Below are 18163 nucleotides of genomic sequence, written 5' to 3'. Positions count from 1 at the left end.
ATGACAACCGACAAAAAACCCGCTACGGCGGGCACCGAAGCGGGCTCAAGAACTGCATTCGACGGAGACATTCTAGCAGAGATCGCAAAAAACAGCCGACAGGTCTACCGCATCGTGCGGTACTCCTTCAAAGGCTATCCGCTGGTCGACATTCGTGTTTGGCTCGCCGACGACACTACCGGCGAGCTGCGACCGGGCAAGGGTGTGTCGATCAAGCTCGAAGTCCTGCCTGAGATTGTCGCGGCGCTATCTGGGCTGATCGAAGGACGTCGGCAATGAGCGGGCGCGGCAAGTCACAGAAAAGCATGGATCTGATTCACGCTGCATTCCGGATTTTTTCGGAGATCCAGCCGGCAAGCGTTCGTGCTGCCTGTTACCGGCTTTTCACAGAGGGCCTTATCCCGTCCATGGCGAAAAACCACACCAATGCGGTCGGCACTCAGTTGGTATGGGCGCGAGAAAATCACCATCTGCCGTGGGACTGGGTTGTGGACGAGACACGTGCGGCTGAGCGTATCGCCAGTTGGGAAAACCCGGAAACCATCATCAGGTCCGCCATCGGCCAGTACCGGAAAGACTACTGGAAGGATCAACCGGAATGGGTGGAGGTCTGGAGCGAGAAAGGAACTGTCCGCGGTACGCTTTCGCCAGTCCTGAAAAAGTACGGTGTCACCTTCCGCGTGATGCACGGCTATGGATCGGCGACAAGCCTGCACAACATCGCCCAAGAATCGGCGAGAAGCTCAAAGTATCTGACCATCCTGTATATCGGCGACTGGGACCCCAGCGGGATGAACATGTCAGAAGTCGATCTTCCCGCGCGGATGAATCGATACGAAGGCGACTTCACTATCGAGCGCATTGCACTCGACGCCGGCGACGTTGGACCAGGAACGAAGCTCCCATCCTTCGCTGCCGAAACCAAGGTCGGAGACTCGCGGCATAAGTGGTTCGTGGACCGCTACGGTCAACGCTGCTGGGAGCTTGATGCTCTATCGCCTGTCGTTCTTCGCCAGCGCGTTGAAACCGCCATCCTCGGATGCTTGGACCAGGATGCATGGGACCATTCGGTGAACGTTGAGGCTGTGGAGCGTGAGTCCATGACCGGCTTCATGGACACGTGGCAGAGTATTTCGAGGCCTGCAAAGAAATACTCCCTGGACTCATTGGAAGGAGGCGCGCGATGAGAGACGCCCCAGCTTTTCAAGAGTATGCAGCCGCAATGCTGGCCAACGCGAACTACCGCATGATGACGTTGGCCGAACGCGGTCTGCTGGACACCTTGCGCCGCGAGTGCTGGGTGAACGGTAGTCTGCCTGAAGACCCCGCAAGGCTCGGCAAGATGCTGGCCTTCGATCGGGCGGAGATCGCCGCAGCGCTGCCTGCCGTTATGCCGTTCTTCGCCACCAAGGGCGGATTAATCATCTGCCCGGAGCTTGACGAGCTGCGCGCGACCTACTCAGAGCGACGGGAGCGGCAGGCGGCGGGCGGGAAACGCTCTGCCGAAAAGCGCAAAGGGGAGGCGGCAACTATCTTGCGAGGTGCTTCGAAGCAGCCTGCAAGTAGCTTGCAAGTCCGTAGAGTGGAACGGTCGCTTGGGGAAGGTCGATAACTGTCAGGTGGGCGTCTTCGCGGCGGTGACGCGCGATGGCGTAGCAAGCGTGGTGGATGCCGACTTGTATCTGCCGGAGAAGTGGGCCAAAGATACGACACGTTGCGAGGCGGTGGGGGTGCCTGAGGAGGCGCAGACGTTCCGCACCAAGGGCGAGATCGCTCTGGACATGGTAATTCGCCTGAGGCGGGAAGGCTTGCACTTCTCTTTCGTCGCCTTTGATGGCGGCTACGGGCACTTGCCCTGGCTGCTCGGGGAACTGGATGTCGAGGGAGAGATCTTCTTCGCTGAGGTGCATTCGGATCAGGCGATCTATCTCCAGGATCCCGCACCCGCGGTGGCGGCTCGTCGTTCGTCGAAGGGTCGAGCGCCCCGTCGGCTGCGGACCACGGCGGTGCCCATGACGGTGGCCGCGTGGGCAGCCACGCAGTCGGCATCCGCCTGGGGGCGTCTGTCGATCCGTGACGGCGAGAAGGGCGAGGTGATGGCCGACTATCTCACCCAGCGGGTGTGGGTCTGGGACGGCGAGGCGCCGTCGGCGAGCCGTTGGCATCTCCTGGTACGACGGGAACTCGATGGGACGAAACTCAAATTCGGCCTGTCCAATGCCAAGCCCAGGGCGTCTTTGCGCCGCTTGGCGGAAATGCAGGGAGCGCGCCATTTCGTCGAGCAGTCCTTCCGAGAGGCCAAGAGCGCCTGCGGCATGGCCGAGTATCAGGTCCGCCGCTGGCAGGCGTGGCACCATCACATGGCCCTGGTCATGATCGCCACCATGTTCCTGGCCAAGGAGCGCCTGGCCCATCGCGAGACGGCTGAACTGCTCTCCTGCCGTGACTTGATAGAGATCATGCGCCATCGGCTGCCTACCAAGATCGTCACCGACGAAGACCTCGCGGCATCCATCATCGATAGGCATCGACGGCGGCACAAAGCCATGGAATCCGCCTACAGAAAGCAAGCCGCCATGCTCTCAGCATTAGATTGAAAGACAATCTGACAAAGTAGAAGTAGACAAGACCAGACCAAACCAAACCAGTCAAAAGCAGTAGCCAAGGAAGGGGTTGTTCCCTGCAAGGAATACGAGGAATGGACGGGCGGCGGTACCGACCCCGACGAATACCGGCGAGCGGCTGACGGCGGCTGAGCACTGGCCGGCAAGGTCCGGGCGCTGTGTCGTTGCCATGGCATCCGGTCCGACCCCGGCGATCTCCGGCCGAACCAGAAGTCAAGGTACTCCTGGGGCATTTTGCATTGCGGATAATGCGAACCCCGGCATGCCTCTAGGATATTTTCTGCCCACATACGCAACAGCTTGCCCAATCGCTTGCCCAGCCATTCGTTCGCGCCCAAATGCCACGCAGTCGCATATGGATTTTCCCGTAGTGGCTGAAGTCGAGCCCTTTTCTTCGCCGCGCTAGCATGGCGATCGAGAAAGCAACCTGCACCGCCTGCTGGCCCGTCTGGCCGGTGGGGAGTGTCGCATGACGACCGGCGAGCCGCTGAGGGGCGCAATCGCCGCGCGGGTGGCAAGGGGTGCTGGCCAGATCGCTCGTCCTGGCGCGTTTCTGCAAGCCTGGGCGCAGTATTGCAGGCGCTACCAGGCGTCCGGATGCTGGTGACTGCACTGGTGTTGGAGCTGCTTGCGGGGGCGTTCGTGAAGTTGAAGGTGTTCGGGGGTGGGCAGTGAGCGATGGCGGTCAATCGATCGCAACCGGCAGGGCTCCACTGTCCGAAGGGGATGTTCTGTCCAAACAAACGGGGCCACCTCTGACCGCGCCGGTTAATCAGGAAGCCAAGCCAAAGATGATGCTCCGTGCATCGAACGCTCGCCTGTCACCCGCCAACCTGATAAATTACAACCTTTGCGATTGAATCCGACTTTATGCGACCCGAACCACTGCTGCCCAGCGTGGTCATGACCGTTGAGCCGTGGGTGTCCGTCGACCAGATTGCCGAGCATCTGGGCGTAACACGTGACTCGATCTACCGCTGGATCGAGCGCAAGGGTCTGCCTGCACATCGGGTGGGGCGGCTATGGAAGTTCAAGGTGTCGGCAGTTGATCAGTGGGTGCTCTCTGGTGGTGCGGATGAAAGCAAGAAAGAACAAACAGGAGGCCTAGCATGAGCGTGAACGAATCTGCCTGCGAGAGCTACAGCAGCGCTCCAAGAGTCGGCACGACAAAGAAGCACTATCTCATTAGCTCCATTGCAAAACTATACGAGACGCCGTTGCCGTCGGCACGCACGGGCCCTCTCTATAACGCCTTCTCTTATCCGACGAAGATCTCTCCTGAGGCAATCGCCGTTTATATCGCCACTCACACCGAGCCTGGGGCGACGATCCTTGACGCATTCGCGGGCAGCGGCACGACGGGCATTGCCACGCTGCTGTGCGACCGCCCTACTTCAGAGATGAAAAGGATTGCAGAGTCTTTGGGCGTGCAGCCTAGTTGGGGCGCACGGTACGCGCATCTCTTCGAAATCGGCGTCTTGGGCTCGTTCGTGTCCGAGACGCTGTGCCATCCACCGGAACCTGAAGCGTTCGCTAGTGCTGTAGATGAACTCTGCTTGCAGGCTCAGGAGAGGCTCGGATGGCTTTATGAAGCTAAGGACGAGGCTGGCCGAACGGGAGTGCTTCGCCATGCCATCTGGTCGGATGTCCTAATCTGCCCACACTGCAAGACAGAAACCTCTCTTTGGGACGCGAGCGTAAGGACCAAGCCGCTGGTCATGGCCGACTCGTTTTGCTGCAAGGGATGTCGAGAACAAGTTGCCGTCGAGACCTGCGAACGTGCGACCGAAGTCGCGGTAGACGCTTTTGGCTGGAAACGGCTCGCAAAGAAGCGCGTCCTCGCACGCGTTCACGGACGAAGCGCGTCGACAAAGTGGCAGCGGCCTCCAACGGATGAAGATTACGAGCTTTTGGCGGGGATCGCTGAGACGAAGCCGCCGAAATCCGCCCCTCACGCGGACATTCGGTGGGGCGAACTGCGGCGTGGGGGCTATCACCTTGGCATCGACAAGCTTCATCACTTCTACACGAAGCGCAACTTCATCGCGATGGCCACGCTCATGGAGCTCGCCTCCGCATTTCCGCCCAACGTGCGCGACGCGCTGCGCCTGCTGATCCTGAGCTACAACGCTAGCCACTCCACACTTATGACGCGCGTTGTGTTGAAAAAGGGGCAAAGCGACTTCGTGCTCACGGGCTCGCAAAGCGGGGTCCTCTACATCAGCGGTCTGCCGGTTGAGAAGAACATCCTCGAAGGGGTACGCCGCAAGTCCAAGGTGTTTATCGACTCGTTCCGAATGCTGCATGGGAGTCGAAGCCAAGTAGTCGTCCACAATGCGAGCAGCGAGATGATGCCGCTTCTGGAGCGCTCGGTGGACTATGTCTTCACCGATCCTCCCTTCGGTGGCTACATTCCCTACGCTGAACTCAATCAGATCAACGAGCTGTGGCTGGGGCGCACGACTGACCGCTCGCGCGAAGTGATCGTGAGTCCGTCGCAGTCGAAGGGCGTTGCCGAATACGGCGCGATGATGGGAACTGTGTTCAAGGAGGTGGCGCGTGCGCTCAAGCCCGAGGGCATGGCCACCGTAGTCTTCCATTCAGCGCACTCGCAGGTGTGGCGCGCGCTCGTACAAGCTTACACCACGGCAGGATTTGCAGTCGAAGCGACGAGCGTCTTGGATAAGATACAAGCGAGCTTCAAGCAAGTAGTTTCGACCGTCTCGGTAAAGGGTGATCCGCTCCTACTGCTGTCAAAGCGGCAGGTGGAGTGCTCTAAGGCCCAGTCCAGCGCAAAAATCGCTACCGAAGTGATCCGCGCCGCCCGAAATGGAGCGAAGCTTGATCCTCAGCGTCTTTACTCTCAGTTCGTGGGCAAGTGCTTGGAACTTGGGCGAGATGTGGACATGGACGCCAAGACGTTCTATGCGCTGGCCAAGGCCGAAACCCTTTCGACGATGCAGGGTGCCGCGCCTTGAAGCAGGTGCGCCGCCCATCGCAGGAGCCAGGCCAAACCACAGATACGGGGCGGCGCAAGCGTCTAGGGCAGTATTTCACCGGAACGGGGCTCGGGCGCCTGCTGGCCGCTCTTGCCCAAGCAGACAAGGCGAAGACCATCATCGACCCAATGGTGGGCTCGGGCGACCTACTCGCGTCCTGCCTTGAAATCGGAGCGAAGCCCGAGCTAATAGCGGGCGTCGAAATCGATGCGCTCGCGCTGGGCGCTTGCCAGAACCGACTACCCGTCGCGAACTGTCTACTGGGGAACGCGTTTGACTCGGACGTAATCTCCAGCTTGCCTGGGCATGCGTGGGATCTGGTCATCGCCAACCCCCCCTACGTGCGGTATCAATCCTTCTCCGACAAGGCCGAAGTCTCTCACGCGCTACCCACCGCGATACAGATTCGCACGGGTCTACTGCAGTCGCTAAGGCTGCTTCCCGCGCTCGACGATGAGGACAAGCGGATCTTCGCCAGCCTGGTCAGCGGCTACTCGGGGCTATCGGATCTCGCCGTACCGTCGTGGATCCTCTGCGCGGGGCTGGTCAAGCAAGGCGGGAGGCTCGCGCTCGTGGTGCCCGAGTCTTGGCTTAGCCGTGACTATGCAACCATCGTCCACTACCTGCTATTTCGTTGGTTCGACATTGAATTCGTCATCGAAGACGAGCACGCATCGTGGTTCGAGAACGCCCAGGTGAAGACAACGCTAATCGTCGCCAAACGAGTGAAGCGGCGCACATCGGCCTTGTCGCGACCGGAGGGAGCGAGTTACTGCCACATCGCGATCTCTGCAGCGGCAGCTAGCTCCCAAAGCCCTATCGGACGGCTCGCGCTTCTCGGCAAGGAATCTGAGAAAAGCTTCGCCAAGCAAGCTCGGCAATGGCTGCGTGACGCGTCGCACCACGACACTGGCCTGGTACGCGTCCGGCCTGTCTCGTTGAAACTGGCGTGCACGAACGCGGTCGCCGCCGCCTCGCGCCAGAAATGGTTCGCGCTCCTTGGGAAGGACGAGAGATTGGCATCGGAGGGCATCTACGTTCCGCATGAGCTTCACGACTGGCTCTCGCGCCACCACCTTGCCGTCGCCTTCAACACATTCGAATCGCAGGGCGTAGCGGTTGGCCAGGGCCTGCGCACTGGAGCCAACGGCTTCTTCTATGCCGACGGCGAGCGCCATGGCGATGAAGTGATGCTTACATTCTCCGGGCCGCTTTTGGCCCTCACTGCCAAGGCTCCGTCGATCATCGCTAAACCCGTCCTCAGACGTCAGTCCGAGCTGCCCGACTGCTTCGTTGTGTCGTCAGCCACTACCAATGGTTACGCTCTCGATCTACGAGGCCACGCCCTCCCGGATGACCTGGAGGCTGGCAACTTGGTCTCGAAGCCTTACGAACCCATGCCGATCGAAGTAGCTGCGGTCGTGAACGCGGCGGCGCGGGCAAACTTCGGCACGGCGGCGAAGCCTCTCAAGGTCTTCGAACTCACGGCGGTCTCCCCGAACATCAGGCTCGCCTCGCGCGGCGCGCCTGCTCGGCATTGGTACATGTTGCCGGACTTCGCGCCTCGGCACCGGCCGGACATCTTTCTCGCGCGAGTCAACTCGGCAACGCCGAAGGCCTACCTTAACGAAGGCCGAGAGTGCCTGATCGACGCAAATTTCTCGACGATATGGACGAAAACTACGTCAAAGTGGAGCGCGAATGCGATCCTCGCATTCATGAACAGCGCTTGGGCTCAGGCGGTGATCGAGCACTCGGGCTCGGTCATGGGCGGAGGCGCCTTAAAGGTCGAAGCCACGCACTTGCGCCGCTTTCCCATCCCCAGCCTAAGCGAGGATCAACTCCGCAGGCTCGATGGACTCGGTGTCAGGCTCGCGAAGGGCGAAAGCGTCGACGAGTCGATCGCGGCGATCGATGCGGTGATCGCGGCCTCTTTCGGCTGCGACCAAGACGGGACGAGGGAACTGAGAAGAATCGCGAGTGAGGGACAGGCGCGCCGAGCCAAGCACACCGGAAAACGAAGAGAGAACTATGGGAACGAAGTACATTGAGGCCCAAGGCAAGGCGTTCCTGAAAGTGGCAGTGGCCCTCATGAACGAGGGCAAGGCGGAGGATGTTCTGCGACACGCACTCTCTGCCAAGCTACCCCTGATGTTTCCTGAGGACCCTTGGTGGATCAAGGCGCACGTCACCGGCACTGAGTCGCTTGCGAAGTTCCACGAATTTGGCGCTAAAAAGTACGGCTTCGTGGACGTGTTGGTGGGCTCCACGGTCATCGAATACGAACGCGACCTCACGGCGTCCGGCACGTTCGAACATGGCCTGCACCAGGTCAAGCAATACTGCGCGTCCCAGCTCAATGCGGGCGCGCGCCCCGATCTTCTCGTTGGCGTGCTGTCGGATACCGTCCGCTGGCATGCCTTCGGAGTGTCGAGCGTCAAGGAAATCTCTGCCGTCCCTGGCCCGACGACCTACGGCCCGGAGCACATCGAGATCAACCTGATCGAGGCATGCGACCTGTCAGTTGCCGGAAATGTCGAAGCCAAGAAGCTCGGCGATTTTCTCGTGCGGCATCTGGGACGCGAAGGCGGACGATTGCTTGCCGCATTCACGCTGGCGAAGGACTTGGGCTTTGAGAGCCCCTTCTGCCAAGCACACCTGGAACCTATCGACAACCTCGTGAAAGTCGCTTTCAAGAGCGACCCGGCCTACGCGGGACTGATCACGAAACTATGGAATGACTTTGTGTCTTACTTGGGAGGTGAGACCGCCGCAGGCATGTTCGACATGAAGTCGTATGTGGGGGAACTCTACATCCTCACGCTTGCCAAGCTCATTTGCGCCAACGTCCTGAGCGACAAAGGATTGGTCAGTGACGGTGCGGAACTGCAGTCGATCCTGGACGGCTCGTTCTTTAAGGCGCGCGGGCTTCCCAACCTCGTCGAATACGACTACTTCGGCTGGCTCAATGCGAGCCCCTATGTATCCGACCTAGTTGAAGTAGCGCGCGACATCCAGGACGACCTTCGCGCCTATGATTTCGCTTCATCGCCGGCTGAAGACCTGTTCGGCTCGCTGATGGCGCAGCTCGCCGCGCGTTCGCAGCGGCTGCTTCTCGGCCAGGAGTGGACTCCGGCTTGGCTTGCGGCGAAGCTGGTGGAGGTCGCGTTCTCGAAGATCCCGAAGGAGCAGCAGCCTAGGTTTCTGGACATGTGCTGTGGTTCGGGCGCGATGGTGGTCGAGACCGTTAAGGGAGCCCAAGCCAGGCTGCTTGCCTCCGGCGCTAAGCGGGGCGACCCGGCGGCGCTGAGCGAACTGGCCGCCGCCATCACCGCTTTCGATATCGATCCACTTGCCGTGATGCTGGCGAAGGTGGGCTGGGTGCTGACCAATAAGGAATGGCTCGTTCCCGGCCAAGAAGCGCAGATTCCTGTCTACCACGCCGACTCACTGTTCGCGAACACACCGGTGACCAAAGTGTTCAGCACGACGGGCGAAGAGCGGCGAAAGCTGCGGCTCGACACCGAGGCGGTCGAGCTGCCAAAGTTCCTGATCGAATCGAAGCGCCAAGCTCTCTTCGACGCGCTGCTCTCGCGCGGATACGAGATGGCGATGAGCAGCGCGAGCTCGGCGAAAACCACCCTCAAAGATCACGACATCGAAGTGATGGTGGACGCGGTGGCGGCCGACACAGGCGCGGCCCTTGCCGCCGACGAGCGATCCGCAGCGTTGCAGTTCTGCGGTTGCCTTCTTCGCGCGCTCGAAGTTCTACAGCGGGCCGGTCGCAATGGCATCTGGGCCTTCGTGCTAAGAAACAGTTTCCGGCCGGCCTTGGTCGCGGGGCGCTTCAATGGGGTAGTCACCAATCCCCCCTGGCTCGCGCTCAGCAGGATTGGGAGCAACCCCTATCGAGATGCGTTGAAGGCGAAGGCAGACAAGTATGGGATCAAGGCACCGGGTGCCTCGCACCTGCACGTCGAGATCGCGACGATCTTCCTGTTGCACGCCATTGATCGTTACCTCACGCAGGGAGCGGTGATTGCGTGCATTCTTCCCGACACCGTCCTCAACGGCACTCATCATGAGCCGTTCAGGTCGGCCGACTATCTATCGGCGACTCGCCCAGTGACCTTTGACCCGCAGGAGATTTGGAAGGTTGCGAGCCAGACCTTCAAGAACGAAGCGATCGTGCTGTTCGGCTCCAAGACGCAGCCCAAGGCGCCAGCCACGAAGTTTGTCGGGCGCGAAGTCGGGCGGTATTCCGATTTGAACACTACGTATCACCTCGTCACGTCCGGAGGCAAGACGGCCTGGACGACGGAGCCGCCTACCGCCGCGATCAACGTGAAAGCAGCAGAATCTATCGGTCCGCTGTTTCGACAAGGGGCGGACGTCATGCCTCGAGGCATCATCTTCCACGCCGCTCAAGACACTGGATCCGGTTGGAATCTTGGGCCGATCACTGTAGGGTCTCCGCTTTACTACCTGCGCTCCGAAGGCAAGGTCTTGGCGGACTTCACGCTCACCGTCAACGGCGTCAGCGACCAAGTCATGTTCGACGTGCTGCTCTCCAAACACTTGGCTCCCTACGAGCTCGCAACGGGTGCCAAAGGCTTTCTGCCTCTGAAATACGGGTCAAGCGGATGGGAGGTACTCACAGGTCCCGCACTCGCCGCGCTCGGAGCATCCACCGCAGGAGCCATCACGAAAGCGCTCGCTGCTAAGAACAATGAGACGCTGAATCAGTTTTTCGCCAGGGTCGACACCGACCGAAAGAAGCTCACGAACCAAGGTTGGACGGGCCAAGACTGGCTTGTCTTCGCATCGGCAGGCGGGAAGCTTCCGTGTGCCGCGTATGTTCGGGGCTATCAGATTCCTTGCTCGAAGACCATCATCGATCAAACACTCTATTGGGGTAGCGTCGGGTCTGAGGACGAAGCGATCTACATCACCGCGTTGATCAACAGTCCTGCAGTCATTGGTGTGATCGTGGCCCACCAACCTCGCGGCGCTTTCGGAGAGCGGCATATCCACAAGTTGGCGTTTGACAGGACACCAACGTTTGATCCGACTAATCCAAAACACCTCGCCGTTGTTTCGGTCGCAAGGGCATTGCTATCGGAATGGTCTACACGGAGAAAGGAACCTGATATTCAACAGCTACTCACCCCAGAAAAGCACATGATTACGCGGCGCAAGAAGATCCGTGAGGCGCTCGAGAGCCTGCCTTCTTGGACAGCATACGAGAAGGTCACGACCGATGTGTATGGAGTCTGAAACCCGCGGCCGTCTTGGTGGTGCGAGAGCCGGAGCCGTCCAGGCTTTCCACCAATGAGAAGGTGCGCTGTTCCGGCATCTGTTTCGCGGGCGTACGGACATCTACCCGATCGGCTGGGAAAGTGAGCACGGAGAAGGATGGCGGTCACTGTCCGAGCACGGCAACTGATTCAGCAAGGTGGCCGTCGACGTGCTATTATCGTGAGGCGCGTGTCACGGTCTGGCCCTTGGCGTAGGGCCGCGCAATAAGGGAGCCTCGCCCCGCTTGCCGTCGAAGTGAGGAAAATATAAGAGGAAGCGATGCCCGACAAACCTGTGACCGTCACGAAACGAGGCAGGCCGCCCAAAGGCGACCAACCGATGACCTGACTGCCGAACGCAAGCACGCGCAGCGGCAGCGTGACAAGCAGGCGATCACAGACGGCATCGGCGATGAACAAAACGCGCCGCTACGGGCGCTGCTGGCGATCCTGGGGCGGGTTGATGCGTCGGACGCCGCTCGACTCTGCGCCCAGCGAGCTTGGGCAGAAATCGGCCGGCGCTATGGTTTCGTGAGTGTCACAGAAAAGCCAGCACTGAAAAAACACCGTCGAGGTACAAAAAATGATTGACAAGACGAGAACCGAAAACCTGCGCCCTGGCTGGAAACCTGGCCAGTCCGGCAACCCAGCAGGGCGACCCAAGGGAAGTCGCAACCGTGTCACATTGGTGGCGTTGGCTGCGATGGAAGAAGGCGCCGATGCGATCGCCAGAAAGGTGGTGGATCTCGCCAAGGAAGGTGACATCAGCGCGGCCAGATTGGTGCTGGAAAGACTGGTGCCACCGGCGAAGGAGCGCCCGATTTTCCTGTCCTTGCCGGATACCAGCTCTGCCGATGGCGTCGCGCAGGCTCAGGCTGCCATTCTGCAAGCAGTCGCGGCCGGCGACCTTCTGCCCGGCGAGGCTGCGACGCTCGCCGGTATCGTGGAGGCGCGCCGCAAGGCGCTGGAGACGCAGGAACTGGAGGCGCGGATCAGCGCACTCGAAACGCGACCGAAATGACCACGCTGCAGCAGAAGCGACTGGCGAAGCTGGAAGAGTCTCAGCGGCGCCGCGACGTGTGTTGGGACCTCGACAGGCTGTTTGCGCAAGCGGGTACCAGCCGTGCTGCGATCCTGGCCCAGCACGGTACGCTGTGGGCGTTCAGGGATTGGTTGGACGCGCAAGATGGAAGAGGTTGGGCAGACAGGAAGAACAAGCAATGACCACGGCACTTGAGAATCGGCTGAAGAGGCTGGAGAAGGCGATGATACCGCCCGGAGACAGCATCGATCTGATTTGCATCCGCCTCGTGTCGCCCGGTGGCAGAGGCGAGATTATCCGCGCTGACCTCGGCGACGGAATTCTGGAACGACGCGCCGATGAAGCCGAAGACACTTTCATCGAGCGAGCGAAGGTCGCGGCGCTCGCCGCCAGCCCGCAGCGCCCCCGCCGCATCATTCTGCACCCGAACAGGTGACATGAGCGCACTCGAACGTCGCCTGGCACAACTGGAAGAAGTGTTGCTGCCGAAGCCCTGGCAACCCGTCTGCATGCTGACTGAGCCAGCGAGCGATGCACTAACCGAGGAATGGGCGGAATACCGGCAGCAGGTTGAGGCAGCGAAAGCTCGTGGAGATTTCGTCATCGTGGTGGCGCCCGTGAAGCACGTGCGAAGACGGCGAACTACGACAAAAGGCGTGACGTACTGCGCCAGCGAATTCGAGGCGCGACTGGTAGAAGCGTCGATGCTTCCGTCGGAGCGTGGCAACGACAGTCTGCTGGTCGACGTGATGAAGAGTTTGCCTGGTAACGTGATCGGGCCGGTGGTCTGCGACACGGCGTAAGCGGCCAACGACTTCTCGTGGTTCGGTGGCGGCACTCGACCCAGACCACACGGCAGAGGTTCTTGAAAGCGGCCGTTGCTCGCAACCGCGCGCCACGCGGAAGCTGCCGTTCGATTTCCAGCAGTGCTACTCTTGCTTGACGGGTAGCTTTTAAGCGGGAGCGGTCACTGGGTGTAGGGTGGCGTCTGGCGGCAACCGGCCATCAGCGGCCGGTGCGGCGATCGAAAATTTCTTCCTGATTAGCAATGAACGTCAGCCGCCCGAATCGAGCGCTGGGGCAGCGGCGAGCAGGCTACGGCGGCGAGCAGGAGCCGCGCGTTCAAGGTCCTGAGATCGAATCGGCGGTTGAATCGGTAGGCGAAAGCGGCGAGGTACTGAGCACCATACTTTCGGAAGGCAAGCGCGTGATAACAGCCCGAAAGGCTGGTCTTGAGATTACCCAAGACCGTGTTGACCCACTTGAACTCTGGCAGGTCCTTGGGCTTTCGCCCGGCGACAACGGTCGGCTGATGAACGCAGCCTGCGTCGATGACGGCGTTGAAGCAAGCCAGACCATCCGACAGCACCGTCGATCCCGGAGCGAGGTTGCTCTTGGCCCACTGGGCAATTGCCGTCAGGGTGAAACCGGGAACGAGCGTGAGTTTGGCACGCAAGGGGTGGCCCTCCTCACTGAACGAGACGGCTGCAACGAAGGGCACCTTGTTCTCCGAACCGCGCCCGACCTTGCCGCCGGTACGCTCGCCTCCCAGGTAGGCGTCGTCGACCTGCACCTGACCTTCGAGCACATAGCGCTCTTCTCGCTGTTCCATTGCCCGCATCAGCTTGTGGTGGATGAGCCAGGCGGTGGGGTAGCTCACGCCCAGATGTCGCTTCAGCGCCAGCGCCGACAGACCCGTCTTGGCCTGGCTGATGAGGTAGATCGCCAGGAACCACACGGTCAGCGGCAGCTTGGTGCCTTGAAACACCGTCCCGGCGATCAGCGACGTTTGATGCCGACAGGCGTTGCACTGGAAAACCTTGCAGGAACCCCCGCGCAGAACACAGTGTCCCGCTCCACCGCAGCGCGGACAGGAAAACCCGTTCGGCCACCGCGCCGCCTCCAGCGCTGCTGCGCACTGCGACTCGGTTCCGAAGCGCTTAGCAAACTCTGGCATCGACAAACCGGGTTGAAACTGAATTCGATTCATTGCCATGGCCCTGACCTCCCTGTGGTGACAGAGTTCAGGATAAGCCCAGCCGGGCTCACCAGATGCGCCCAGCTGACGATCGTTGCTAATCAGGAATTTCTTTGCTTGGGCGACTGCTCTTCTGCTCAACCCGGACCTCTACCCGCAGTGGCGCGCTGGGTGCCAGCACCCCGCGGTGACAGCGTCCATGCCTGTGCCGGCATTTAATTGCAAATTATGCAACCTTTGATTTGTTCTTCAGCTTGTTTAAATACACTACCAAACCGATTTGATTATTTTTGGATAGTCGTTCCGATAATTTTGCAAAGGCGGGAATTACACCATATCCAGGAATAAAATGACCAGTTATATCAAACACAACATCTAGAACAGCCTCAGATGTGCTGTGCCTTAGTGACTTCTCCGAAATTATCTTCTCGAGAGCATCAATGTATTCTTTGTGAACAGATTCGACAACTTGGGCAACCAGTCGCTTCGGGGGTTCTGGTTGCAAAATCATACCACTCAATAATTTGTCTAATTCTTTCCGTAAAAACTGGGCTTCAGATTGTAGCTCGATAATATCTTTTGCAGATAAGAATGATAGATTGCCAACCCCCACTCTATTAAACAGCTGCCTAACTATTTTCTTCTGAATCACGTCTTGCTTGTATAGTTCGTGAAGTTGCACTAGCTCGGATTTTCCTTTGGTGTCGACAATCCCTTCGCAGCCTAGAGTGTGTGCAATGAACATATGCCAAAGGTCAGCTTTTGCGTCCACGTAGCGTGATGTAAGTTCAGGGCCGTGATTAGAGCTAATCTTTAGGTGTGAGTCAAATTCTGTCAAATATTCGAACGCAATATTTTGTTGTTCTCTTGTTACGACCGATGTAAATGAGTCAGAGCTATCTCGACCCTCGACCCCCCAGGCTTTAACAACCCCAGCCTCCGATAGTTCATTAAATGTTAGAAATATTGCATTCCATTGCTGTTCATCATTTTTTGAGTACTTAATAACACTATCGATAAATCCGGTTCGGATATAGATATGTTTTGCGTAGCTAACAAGTGCGGAAACAACCTGACTCCACTCTGGAATTCCGAAACTTGTCTTGTGCGTTAAAAATAGGGTTGTCATTTGGTCGTTTCTAAGGCAAAAGAAAAATCTGACTCGTAGATATGATAACTATGCGCAATATGGGTGTAAGCCATCTTGCTGACGCCTAATTCATCAGAAACCAATTTAAGCAGAGAACAATTCGATACCATGTCGGGTAGCGCCGCCATCCAAGCATCATTGCTGCGAAAAAATGAGGTGAGGCCTAGAGTACCATTTCTCAATAGGAACTGATGGAGTACATTACACGGTGGATGGTCTACTTCGTAATCGATGGCAGGATTCCACAACGAAATGACACACCGTCTTGAGTTAGTTGATTCTCGAAATTTTCTTATTATCTTTTCTAGCTGGTTAATGTGCCCATCTCCATAATCATACAGCCTGCTACCTACTGAAACACCTGCAAATCCTTGTTCCAGGGATCTTTTGTATGAGTCAATAAAGCCATCTCTATAGCAGTATTTTTTCGAGATCTCTATCGGCTGTTTGACTTCTGGTATGTGAATGGTGAAGTTAATTCCCTCAATGGCTTGTAATCCTCTTTCAGTCTCAGTCCAGCTTCCGCAACCTAGTAAGACAGTAATACTTTTTTCCCAGGCGGCGGAAACTGTTTCTCCTGTGATAAGTGTGGGAGTACACTCACCTCTTTGATATTCGGTATTCGACATAGCTGTTGACGGCTGCTTTTGTTGTTATGGTCAGATTTTCTGGTAAGTCGTTAATGGGAAACCATCCCATTCCTTTGTGGGAATCGGGCTCTATATTTTGAGGGGTACCAGACTTTACGTGGACTAGGAAGGCGGGAGAGACCCAGTGAAACGCGTTATTTTCGCCAATGTGATTGGTGACTCTTAAAAGAGAAATGATTTCTCCCTTAATTCCTAGCTCCTCATCTATTTCACGAAGTATCGCACTTTCAATAGTTTCCCCGTATTCAACCCCACCACCTGGAATTGACCAGCACCCTTGTTCTGGGGCTTTTTTTCTTAATAGAAGAAGAATTCGTTCATCGTTAACAATAACGGCACCAACTCCAACGCCGATGTAATCAACACCCTTTTTCATACAGATCTCCTGTCGTAAAATGAAACTACCAATCGTGGCATCGATAATCTTTTAATAAGACGCCAAATTCCGGGTTTCCTGACGATTCGCCCATGAAAATCGGGTCGAGAACCCTAGACGCACCATCTAGAGCATCTAATGGTGGAGTTACAGATGTTGAACGATATTTTCCGTGTAGTGGTATAGGGTTCTCATTTGTAATCCAACCTGTATCAACCGAAGTGACAAAAATTCTTTTCCGCGCAAAATCTGTTGATATTGTTTTTGTTAACATGTTTAGGCCGGCCTTTGCAATATTTGTATGAGGATGGTATGAGTTTTTGTTCTTTTTTGAAAACACACCCTCCATAGACGATACATTGACAATATATCGTCTTTCGCGGGGAGATTTCTCCATCATTTGGCGCAATCCACTTATAAGGAGATATGGCGAAATTAGATTAACCAATTGTACCTCTAGAAACTCAATTGGGTGAATTGTATCAATCTTCCTGATCCAGCTATTTACCTTGCGTATATCTAAAGGCTGTCCTTCCGAGTCAAAGCGGTTGGGTGGAAAGTTGGAAGCATCCTCGTCACCAGCATACAATGGTGGGTAGCCATATATTGTAGTTTCTGAGTTATTCGGGGTTAGCCGTCCCATCTGGTTCAGTAATACTTCACTTCCTGCGAGGTTCGTAGGCAGTGTGCTAGGTGCACTATCTAAGGGATTGCTTTGTATATGGCCATGATAGTAATTCCTGGGCCGTCTAATAGTTTGCGCCGCGTTATTTATTAAAATATCAATGTGGCTAACCGACCTTGATAGCTCATTGATAAATTCTAATACATATTGTGGATATATTAAATCAAGCTGATGTATTATTAACCTGTCTTTCCATTGCTCAAAATCCGGCTCTCGCATATAGGTTTCGATCGAATGGGATACAAAACGCGAGGTTCCATGCACCGTTGCCCCTGACCGCAACAATTTTTTTGCCGTTTCTATTCCGACTTTTATTCTGCATCCAGTGATTAAAACGACTGCACCGGTTAAGTCACTTAAGCTATTCCTTTTCTGAACATTTAGATTTCCGCACTCTAGACACATTTTGTTGTAATGGTTGTGCGGAATAAAGTCTTGCTTTTTGCAGATATAGCAAGCATTCATAGTATTATCCTGAGAAAACCATCGGTTCTGCAGAGGTGACCGTAGCAGTTTGACATTTCCGGGAGTAGCCCATTCGTGAAAAGCGCACCGATGGCGGTGGCGTCGTGGTTCCGTCGAGTGCCGGTATGGCACTCGCACAAGACGAAGGAACCGCTTCTCTGCCGTCGCGAATAGGCCCCTTTGAGGGGCCAGCGACGGAAGGCCCCCGGCTCTGCCGGGGGATGGTTACTGTTGGCTGCGCTTGCCATCTCCTCGGCAATTGAAAAGAGTATTTATGCGAATCGCAAATCGTGTTTTTGCGGACGTTTGAAGACAGCTCTAGCATTTAAAAAAAGCCCCACGGGATTTTCGGGATTAATATTAACAGTGCTATTGAGGCGCTTCAGCGCCATGCTGCGCTTAACGTTCAAGGTCAGGGGCGCGGCGCAGCTTTATCGCGCAGCGTTCCCTGCACAGCAGGGTTGGGCCTCATGCCGGTAGGGCGCCACCAGGAAGGAAGATCAGCGAAACAGATGTACGCGATCCCTATAGGCATTGCTTCCCCTTCCGGCACTTTTCCATCTCCTCGAAATGCCATCGATAAAAGTCATTCATCATGCGTTCCTCCTCTTGTTTCTTCTCTTCCTCAGCGCGGTGACGGCCGAAGAAAGCATCGACCAGCATGACTAGACAAACCCAAAAGAGAAGGGGTTCGTGCTTATACATCAGAAGGCCTACGGGTAAGACGATGATACCGGTCAAGGGCATGGTCTCGAAGAGCCACAGTGCTCCCTTGACTATGTCCGTGACTGTGTCGTTCAGCCAGTCACTGAAAGATTTTTTTGCTTGGCCCATGTGATCCCCTGCCCCCTTCCGAGGCCTACGGTAGTGGTCGATGCCGCGAAGAGCAAAGCAGCG

The 18163-nt window shown here is 57.0% G+C and carries 18 protein-coding genes; 12 read left to right on the top strand and 6 right to left on the bottom strand.

Features of this window, described 5'->3' with window-relative positions:
• The 12 genes from V5B44_RS16855 to V5B44_RS16800 all read left to right on the top strand — a co-directional run bounded on the left by V5B44_RS16855 (position 1) and on the right by V5B44_RS16800 (position 12765).
• Positions 1 to 279 carry a transcriptional coactivator p15/PC4 family protein gene (locus tag V5B44_RS16855; protein ID WP_332360164.1) on the top strand — a complete coding sequence of 93 codons (279 nt, stop codon included), beginning with the start codon at positions 1 to 3 and terminating at the stop codon, positions 277 to 279.
• Positions 276 to 1187, top strand: a complete 912-nt coding sequence (locus V5B44_RS16850) for a hypothetical protein (protein ID WP_332360163.1) — start codon at positions 276 to 278, stop codon at positions 1185 to 1187. The genes V5B44_RS16855 and V5B44_RS16850 overlap by 4 nt, the downstream gene beginning before the upstream one ends.
• Positions 1184 to 1612, top strand: a complete 429-nt coding sequence (locus V5B44_RS16845) for a hypothetical protein (RefSeq protein ID WP_332360162.1) — start codon at positions 1184 to 1186, stop codon at positions 1610 to 1612. Before V5B44_RS16850 ends, V5B44_RS16845 begins: the two co-directional genes overlap by 4 nt.
• On the top strand, positions 1596 to 2597 hold the full coding sequence (locus V5B44_RS16840; protein WP_332360160.1) for an IS701 family transposase: 1002 nt from the start codon (positions 1596 to 1598) through the stop codon (positions 2595 to 2597). Before V5B44_RS16845 ends, V5B44_RS16840 begins: the two co-directional genes overlap by 17 nt.
• 930 nt (positions 2598 to 3527) lie before the next feature.
• On the top strand, positions 3528 to 3737 hold the full coding sequence (locus tag V5B44_RS16835; RefSeq protein ID WP_332360425.1) for a helix-turn-helix domain-containing protein: 210 nt from the start codon (positions 3528 to 3530) through the stop codon (positions 3735 to 3737).
• On the top strand, positions 3734 to 5602 hold the full coding sequence (locus tag V5B44_RS16830) for a DNA methyltransferase (protein WP_332360159.1): 1869 nt from the start codon (positions 3734 to 3736) through the stop codon (positions 5600 to 5602). The genes V5B44_RS16835 and V5B44_RS16830 overlap by 4 nt, the downstream gene beginning before the upstream one ends.
• A gap of 5 nt (positions 5603 to 5607) precedes the next feature.
• Positions 5608 to 7674 carry an N-6 DNA methylase gene (locus V5B44_RS16825; protein WP_332360424.1) on the top strand — a complete coding sequence of 689 codons (2067 nt, stop codon included), beginning with the start codon at positions 5608 to 5610 and terminating at the stop codon, positions 7672 to 7674.
• The gene (locus V5B44_RS16820; RefSeq protein WP_332360158.1) at positions 7655 to 10900 is read left to right on the top strand and encodes a hypothetical protein; all 3246 of its coding nucleotides are present in this window, start codon (positions 7655 to 7657) and stop codon (positions 10898 to 10900) included. Before V5B44_RS16825 ends, V5B44_RS16820 begins: the two co-directional genes overlap by 20 nt.
• A 603-nt stretch (positions 10901 to 11503) precedes the next feature.
• Entirely contained in the window at positions 11504 to 11941 is a 438-nt protein-coding gene (locus tag V5B44_RS16815) for a DUF5681 domain-containing protein (protein ID WP_332360157.1), read from the top strand.
• Entirely contained in the window at positions 11938 to 12144 is a 207-nt protein-coding gene (locus tag V5B44_RS16810; RefSeq protein WP_332360156.1) for a hypothetical protein, read from the top strand. The genes V5B44_RS16815 and V5B44_RS16810 overlap by 4 nt, the downstream gene beginning before the upstream one ends.
• The gene (locus V5B44_RS16805; RefSeq protein WP_332360155.1) at positions 12141 to 12398 is read left to right on the top strand and encodes a hypothetical protein; all 258 of its coding nucleotides are present in this window, start codon (positions 12141 to 12143) and stop codon (positions 12396 to 12398) included. Before V5B44_RS16810 ends, V5B44_RS16805 begins: the two co-directional genes overlap by 4 nt.
• 1 nt (position 12399) lies before the next feature.
• Positions 12400 to 12765, top strand: coding sequence for a hypothetical protein (locus V5B44_RS16800; protein ID WP_332360154.1), 366 nt, complete (start codon positions 12400 to 12402; stop codon positions 12763 to 12765).
• Between the two features lie 239 nt (positions 12766 to 13004).
• Here the strand turns inward: V5B44_RS16800 and V5B44_RS16795 are convergent, their stop codons facing one another.
• The 6 genes from V5B44_RS16795 to V5B44_RS16770 form a co-directional block, all read right to left on the bottom strand.
• The gene (locus V5B44_RS16795; RefSeq protein ID WP_332358257.1) at positions 13005 to 13958 is read right to left on the bottom strand and encodes an IS1595 family transposase; all 954 of its coding nucleotides are present in this window, start codon (positions 13956 to 13958) and stop codon (positions 13005 to 13007) included.
• Between the two features lie 208 nt (positions 13959 to 14166).
• Entirely contained in the window at positions 14167 to 15069 is a 903-nt protein-coding gene (locus V5B44_RS16790; RefSeq protein ID WP_332360153.1) for a hypothetical protein, read from the bottom strand.
• The gene (locus tag V5B44_RS16785; RefSeq protein ID WP_332360152.1) at positions 15066 to 15719 is read right to left on the bottom strand and encodes a thymidylate synthase; all 654 of its coding nucleotides are present in this window, start codon (positions 15717 to 15719) and stop codon (positions 15066 to 15068) included. Before V5B44_RS16785 ends, V5B44_RS16790 begins: the two co-directional genes overlap by 4 nt.
• The gene (locus V5B44_RS16780) at positions 15691 to 16116 is read right to left on the bottom strand and encodes an NUDIX domain-containing protein (RefSeq protein WP_332360151.1); all 426 of its coding nucleotides are present in this window, start codon (positions 16114 to 16116) and stop codon (positions 15691 to 15693) included. The genes V5B44_RS16785 and V5B44_RS16780 overlap by 29 nt, the downstream gene beginning before the upstream one ends.
• 25 nt (positions 16117 to 16141) lie before the next feature.
• Positions 16142 to 17266 carry an SDR family oxidoreductase gene (locus V5B44_RS16775; RefSeq protein ID WP_332360150.1) on the bottom strand — a complete coding sequence of 375 codons (1125 nt, stop codon included), beginning with the start codon at positions 17264 to 17266 and terminating at the stop codon, positions 16142 to 16144.
• A gap of 525 nt (positions 17267 to 17791) precedes the next feature.
• Positions 17792 to 18100, bottom strand: a complete 309-nt coding sequence (locus V5B44_RS16770; RefSeq protein ID WP_332360149.1) for a hypothetical protein — start codon at positions 18098 to 18100, stop codon at positions 17792 to 17794.
• Between the last annotated feature and the right edge of the window lie 63 nt (positions 18101 to 18163).

Source organism: Candidatus Accumulibacter necessarius, assembly GCF_036625085.1.
The sequence above is the reverse complement of the archived record's forward strand: the minus strand, read 5'-3'. Positions and strand labels throughout refer to the sequence as shown.

Excerpts from the sequence above, each read along its gene's own strand:
- V5B44_RS16855 (WP_332360164.1), top strand. The coding sequence starts at position 1 with ATGACAACCGACAAAAAACCCGCTACGGCGGGCACCGAAGCGGGCTCA.
- V5B44_RS16850 (WP_332360163.1), top strand. The coding sequence starts at position 276 with ATGAGCGGGCGCGGCAAGTCACAGAAAAGCATGGATCTGATTCACGCT.
- V5B44_RS16845 (WP_332360162.1), top strand. The coding sequence starts at position 1,184 with ATGAGAGACGCCCCAGCTTTTCAAGAGTATGCAGCCGCAATGCTGGCC.
- V5B44_RS16835 (WP_332360425.1), top strand. The coding sequence starts at position 3,528 with ATGACCGTTGAGCCGTGGGTGTCCGTCGACCAGATTGCCGAGCATCTG.
- V5B44_RS16830 (WP_332360159.1), top strand. The coding sequence starts at position 3,734 with ATGAGCGTGAACGAATCTGCCTGCGAGAGCTACAGCAGCGCTCCAAGA.
- V5B44_RS16820 (WP_332360158.1), top strand. The coding sequence starts at position 7,655 with ATGGGAACGAAGTACATTGAGGCCCAAGGCAAGGCGTTCCTGAAAGTG.
- V5B44_RS16815 (WP_332360157.1), top strand. The coding sequence starts at position 11,504 with ATGATTGACAAGACGAGAACCGAAAACCTGCGCCCTGGCTGGAAACCT.
- V5B44_RS16810 (WP_332360156.1), top strand. The coding sequence starts at position 11,938 with ATGACCACGCTGCAGCAGAAGCGACTGGCGAAGCTGGAAGAGTCTCAG.
- V5B44_RS16805 (WP_332360155.1), top strand. The coding sequence starts at position 12,141 with ATGACCACGGCACTTGAGAATCGGCTGAAGAGGCTGGAGAAGGCGATG.
- V5B44_RS16800 (WP_332360154.1), top strand. The coding sequence starts at position 12,400 with ATGAGCGCACTCGAACGTCGCCTGGCACAACTGGAAGAAGTGTTGCTG.
- V5B44_RS16795 (WP_332358257.1), bottom strand. The coding sequence starts at position 13,958 with ATGGCAATGAATCGAATTCAGTTTCAACCCGGTTTGTCGATGCCAGAG.
- V5B44_RS16790 (WP_332360153.1), bottom strand. The coding sequence starts at position 15,069 with ATGACAACCCTATTTTTAACGCACAAGACAAGTTTCGGAATTCCAGAG.
- V5B44_RS16785 (WP_332360152.1), bottom strand. The coding sequence starts at position 15,719 with ATGTCGAATACCGAATATCAAAGAGGTGAGTGTACTCCCACACTTATC.
- V5B44_RS16780 (WP_332360151.1), bottom strand. The coding sequence starts at position 16,116 with ATGAAAAAGGGTGTTGATTACATCGGCGTTGGAGTTGGTGCCGTTATT.
- V5B44_RS16775 (WP_332360150.1), bottom strand. The coding sequence starts at position 17,266 with ATGAATGCTTGCTATATCTGCAAAAAGCAAGACTTTATTCCGCACAAC.
- V5B44_RS16770 (WP_332360149.1), bottom strand. The coding sequence starts at position 18,100 with ATGGGCCAAGCAAAAAAATCTTTCAGTGACTGGCTGAACGACACAGTC.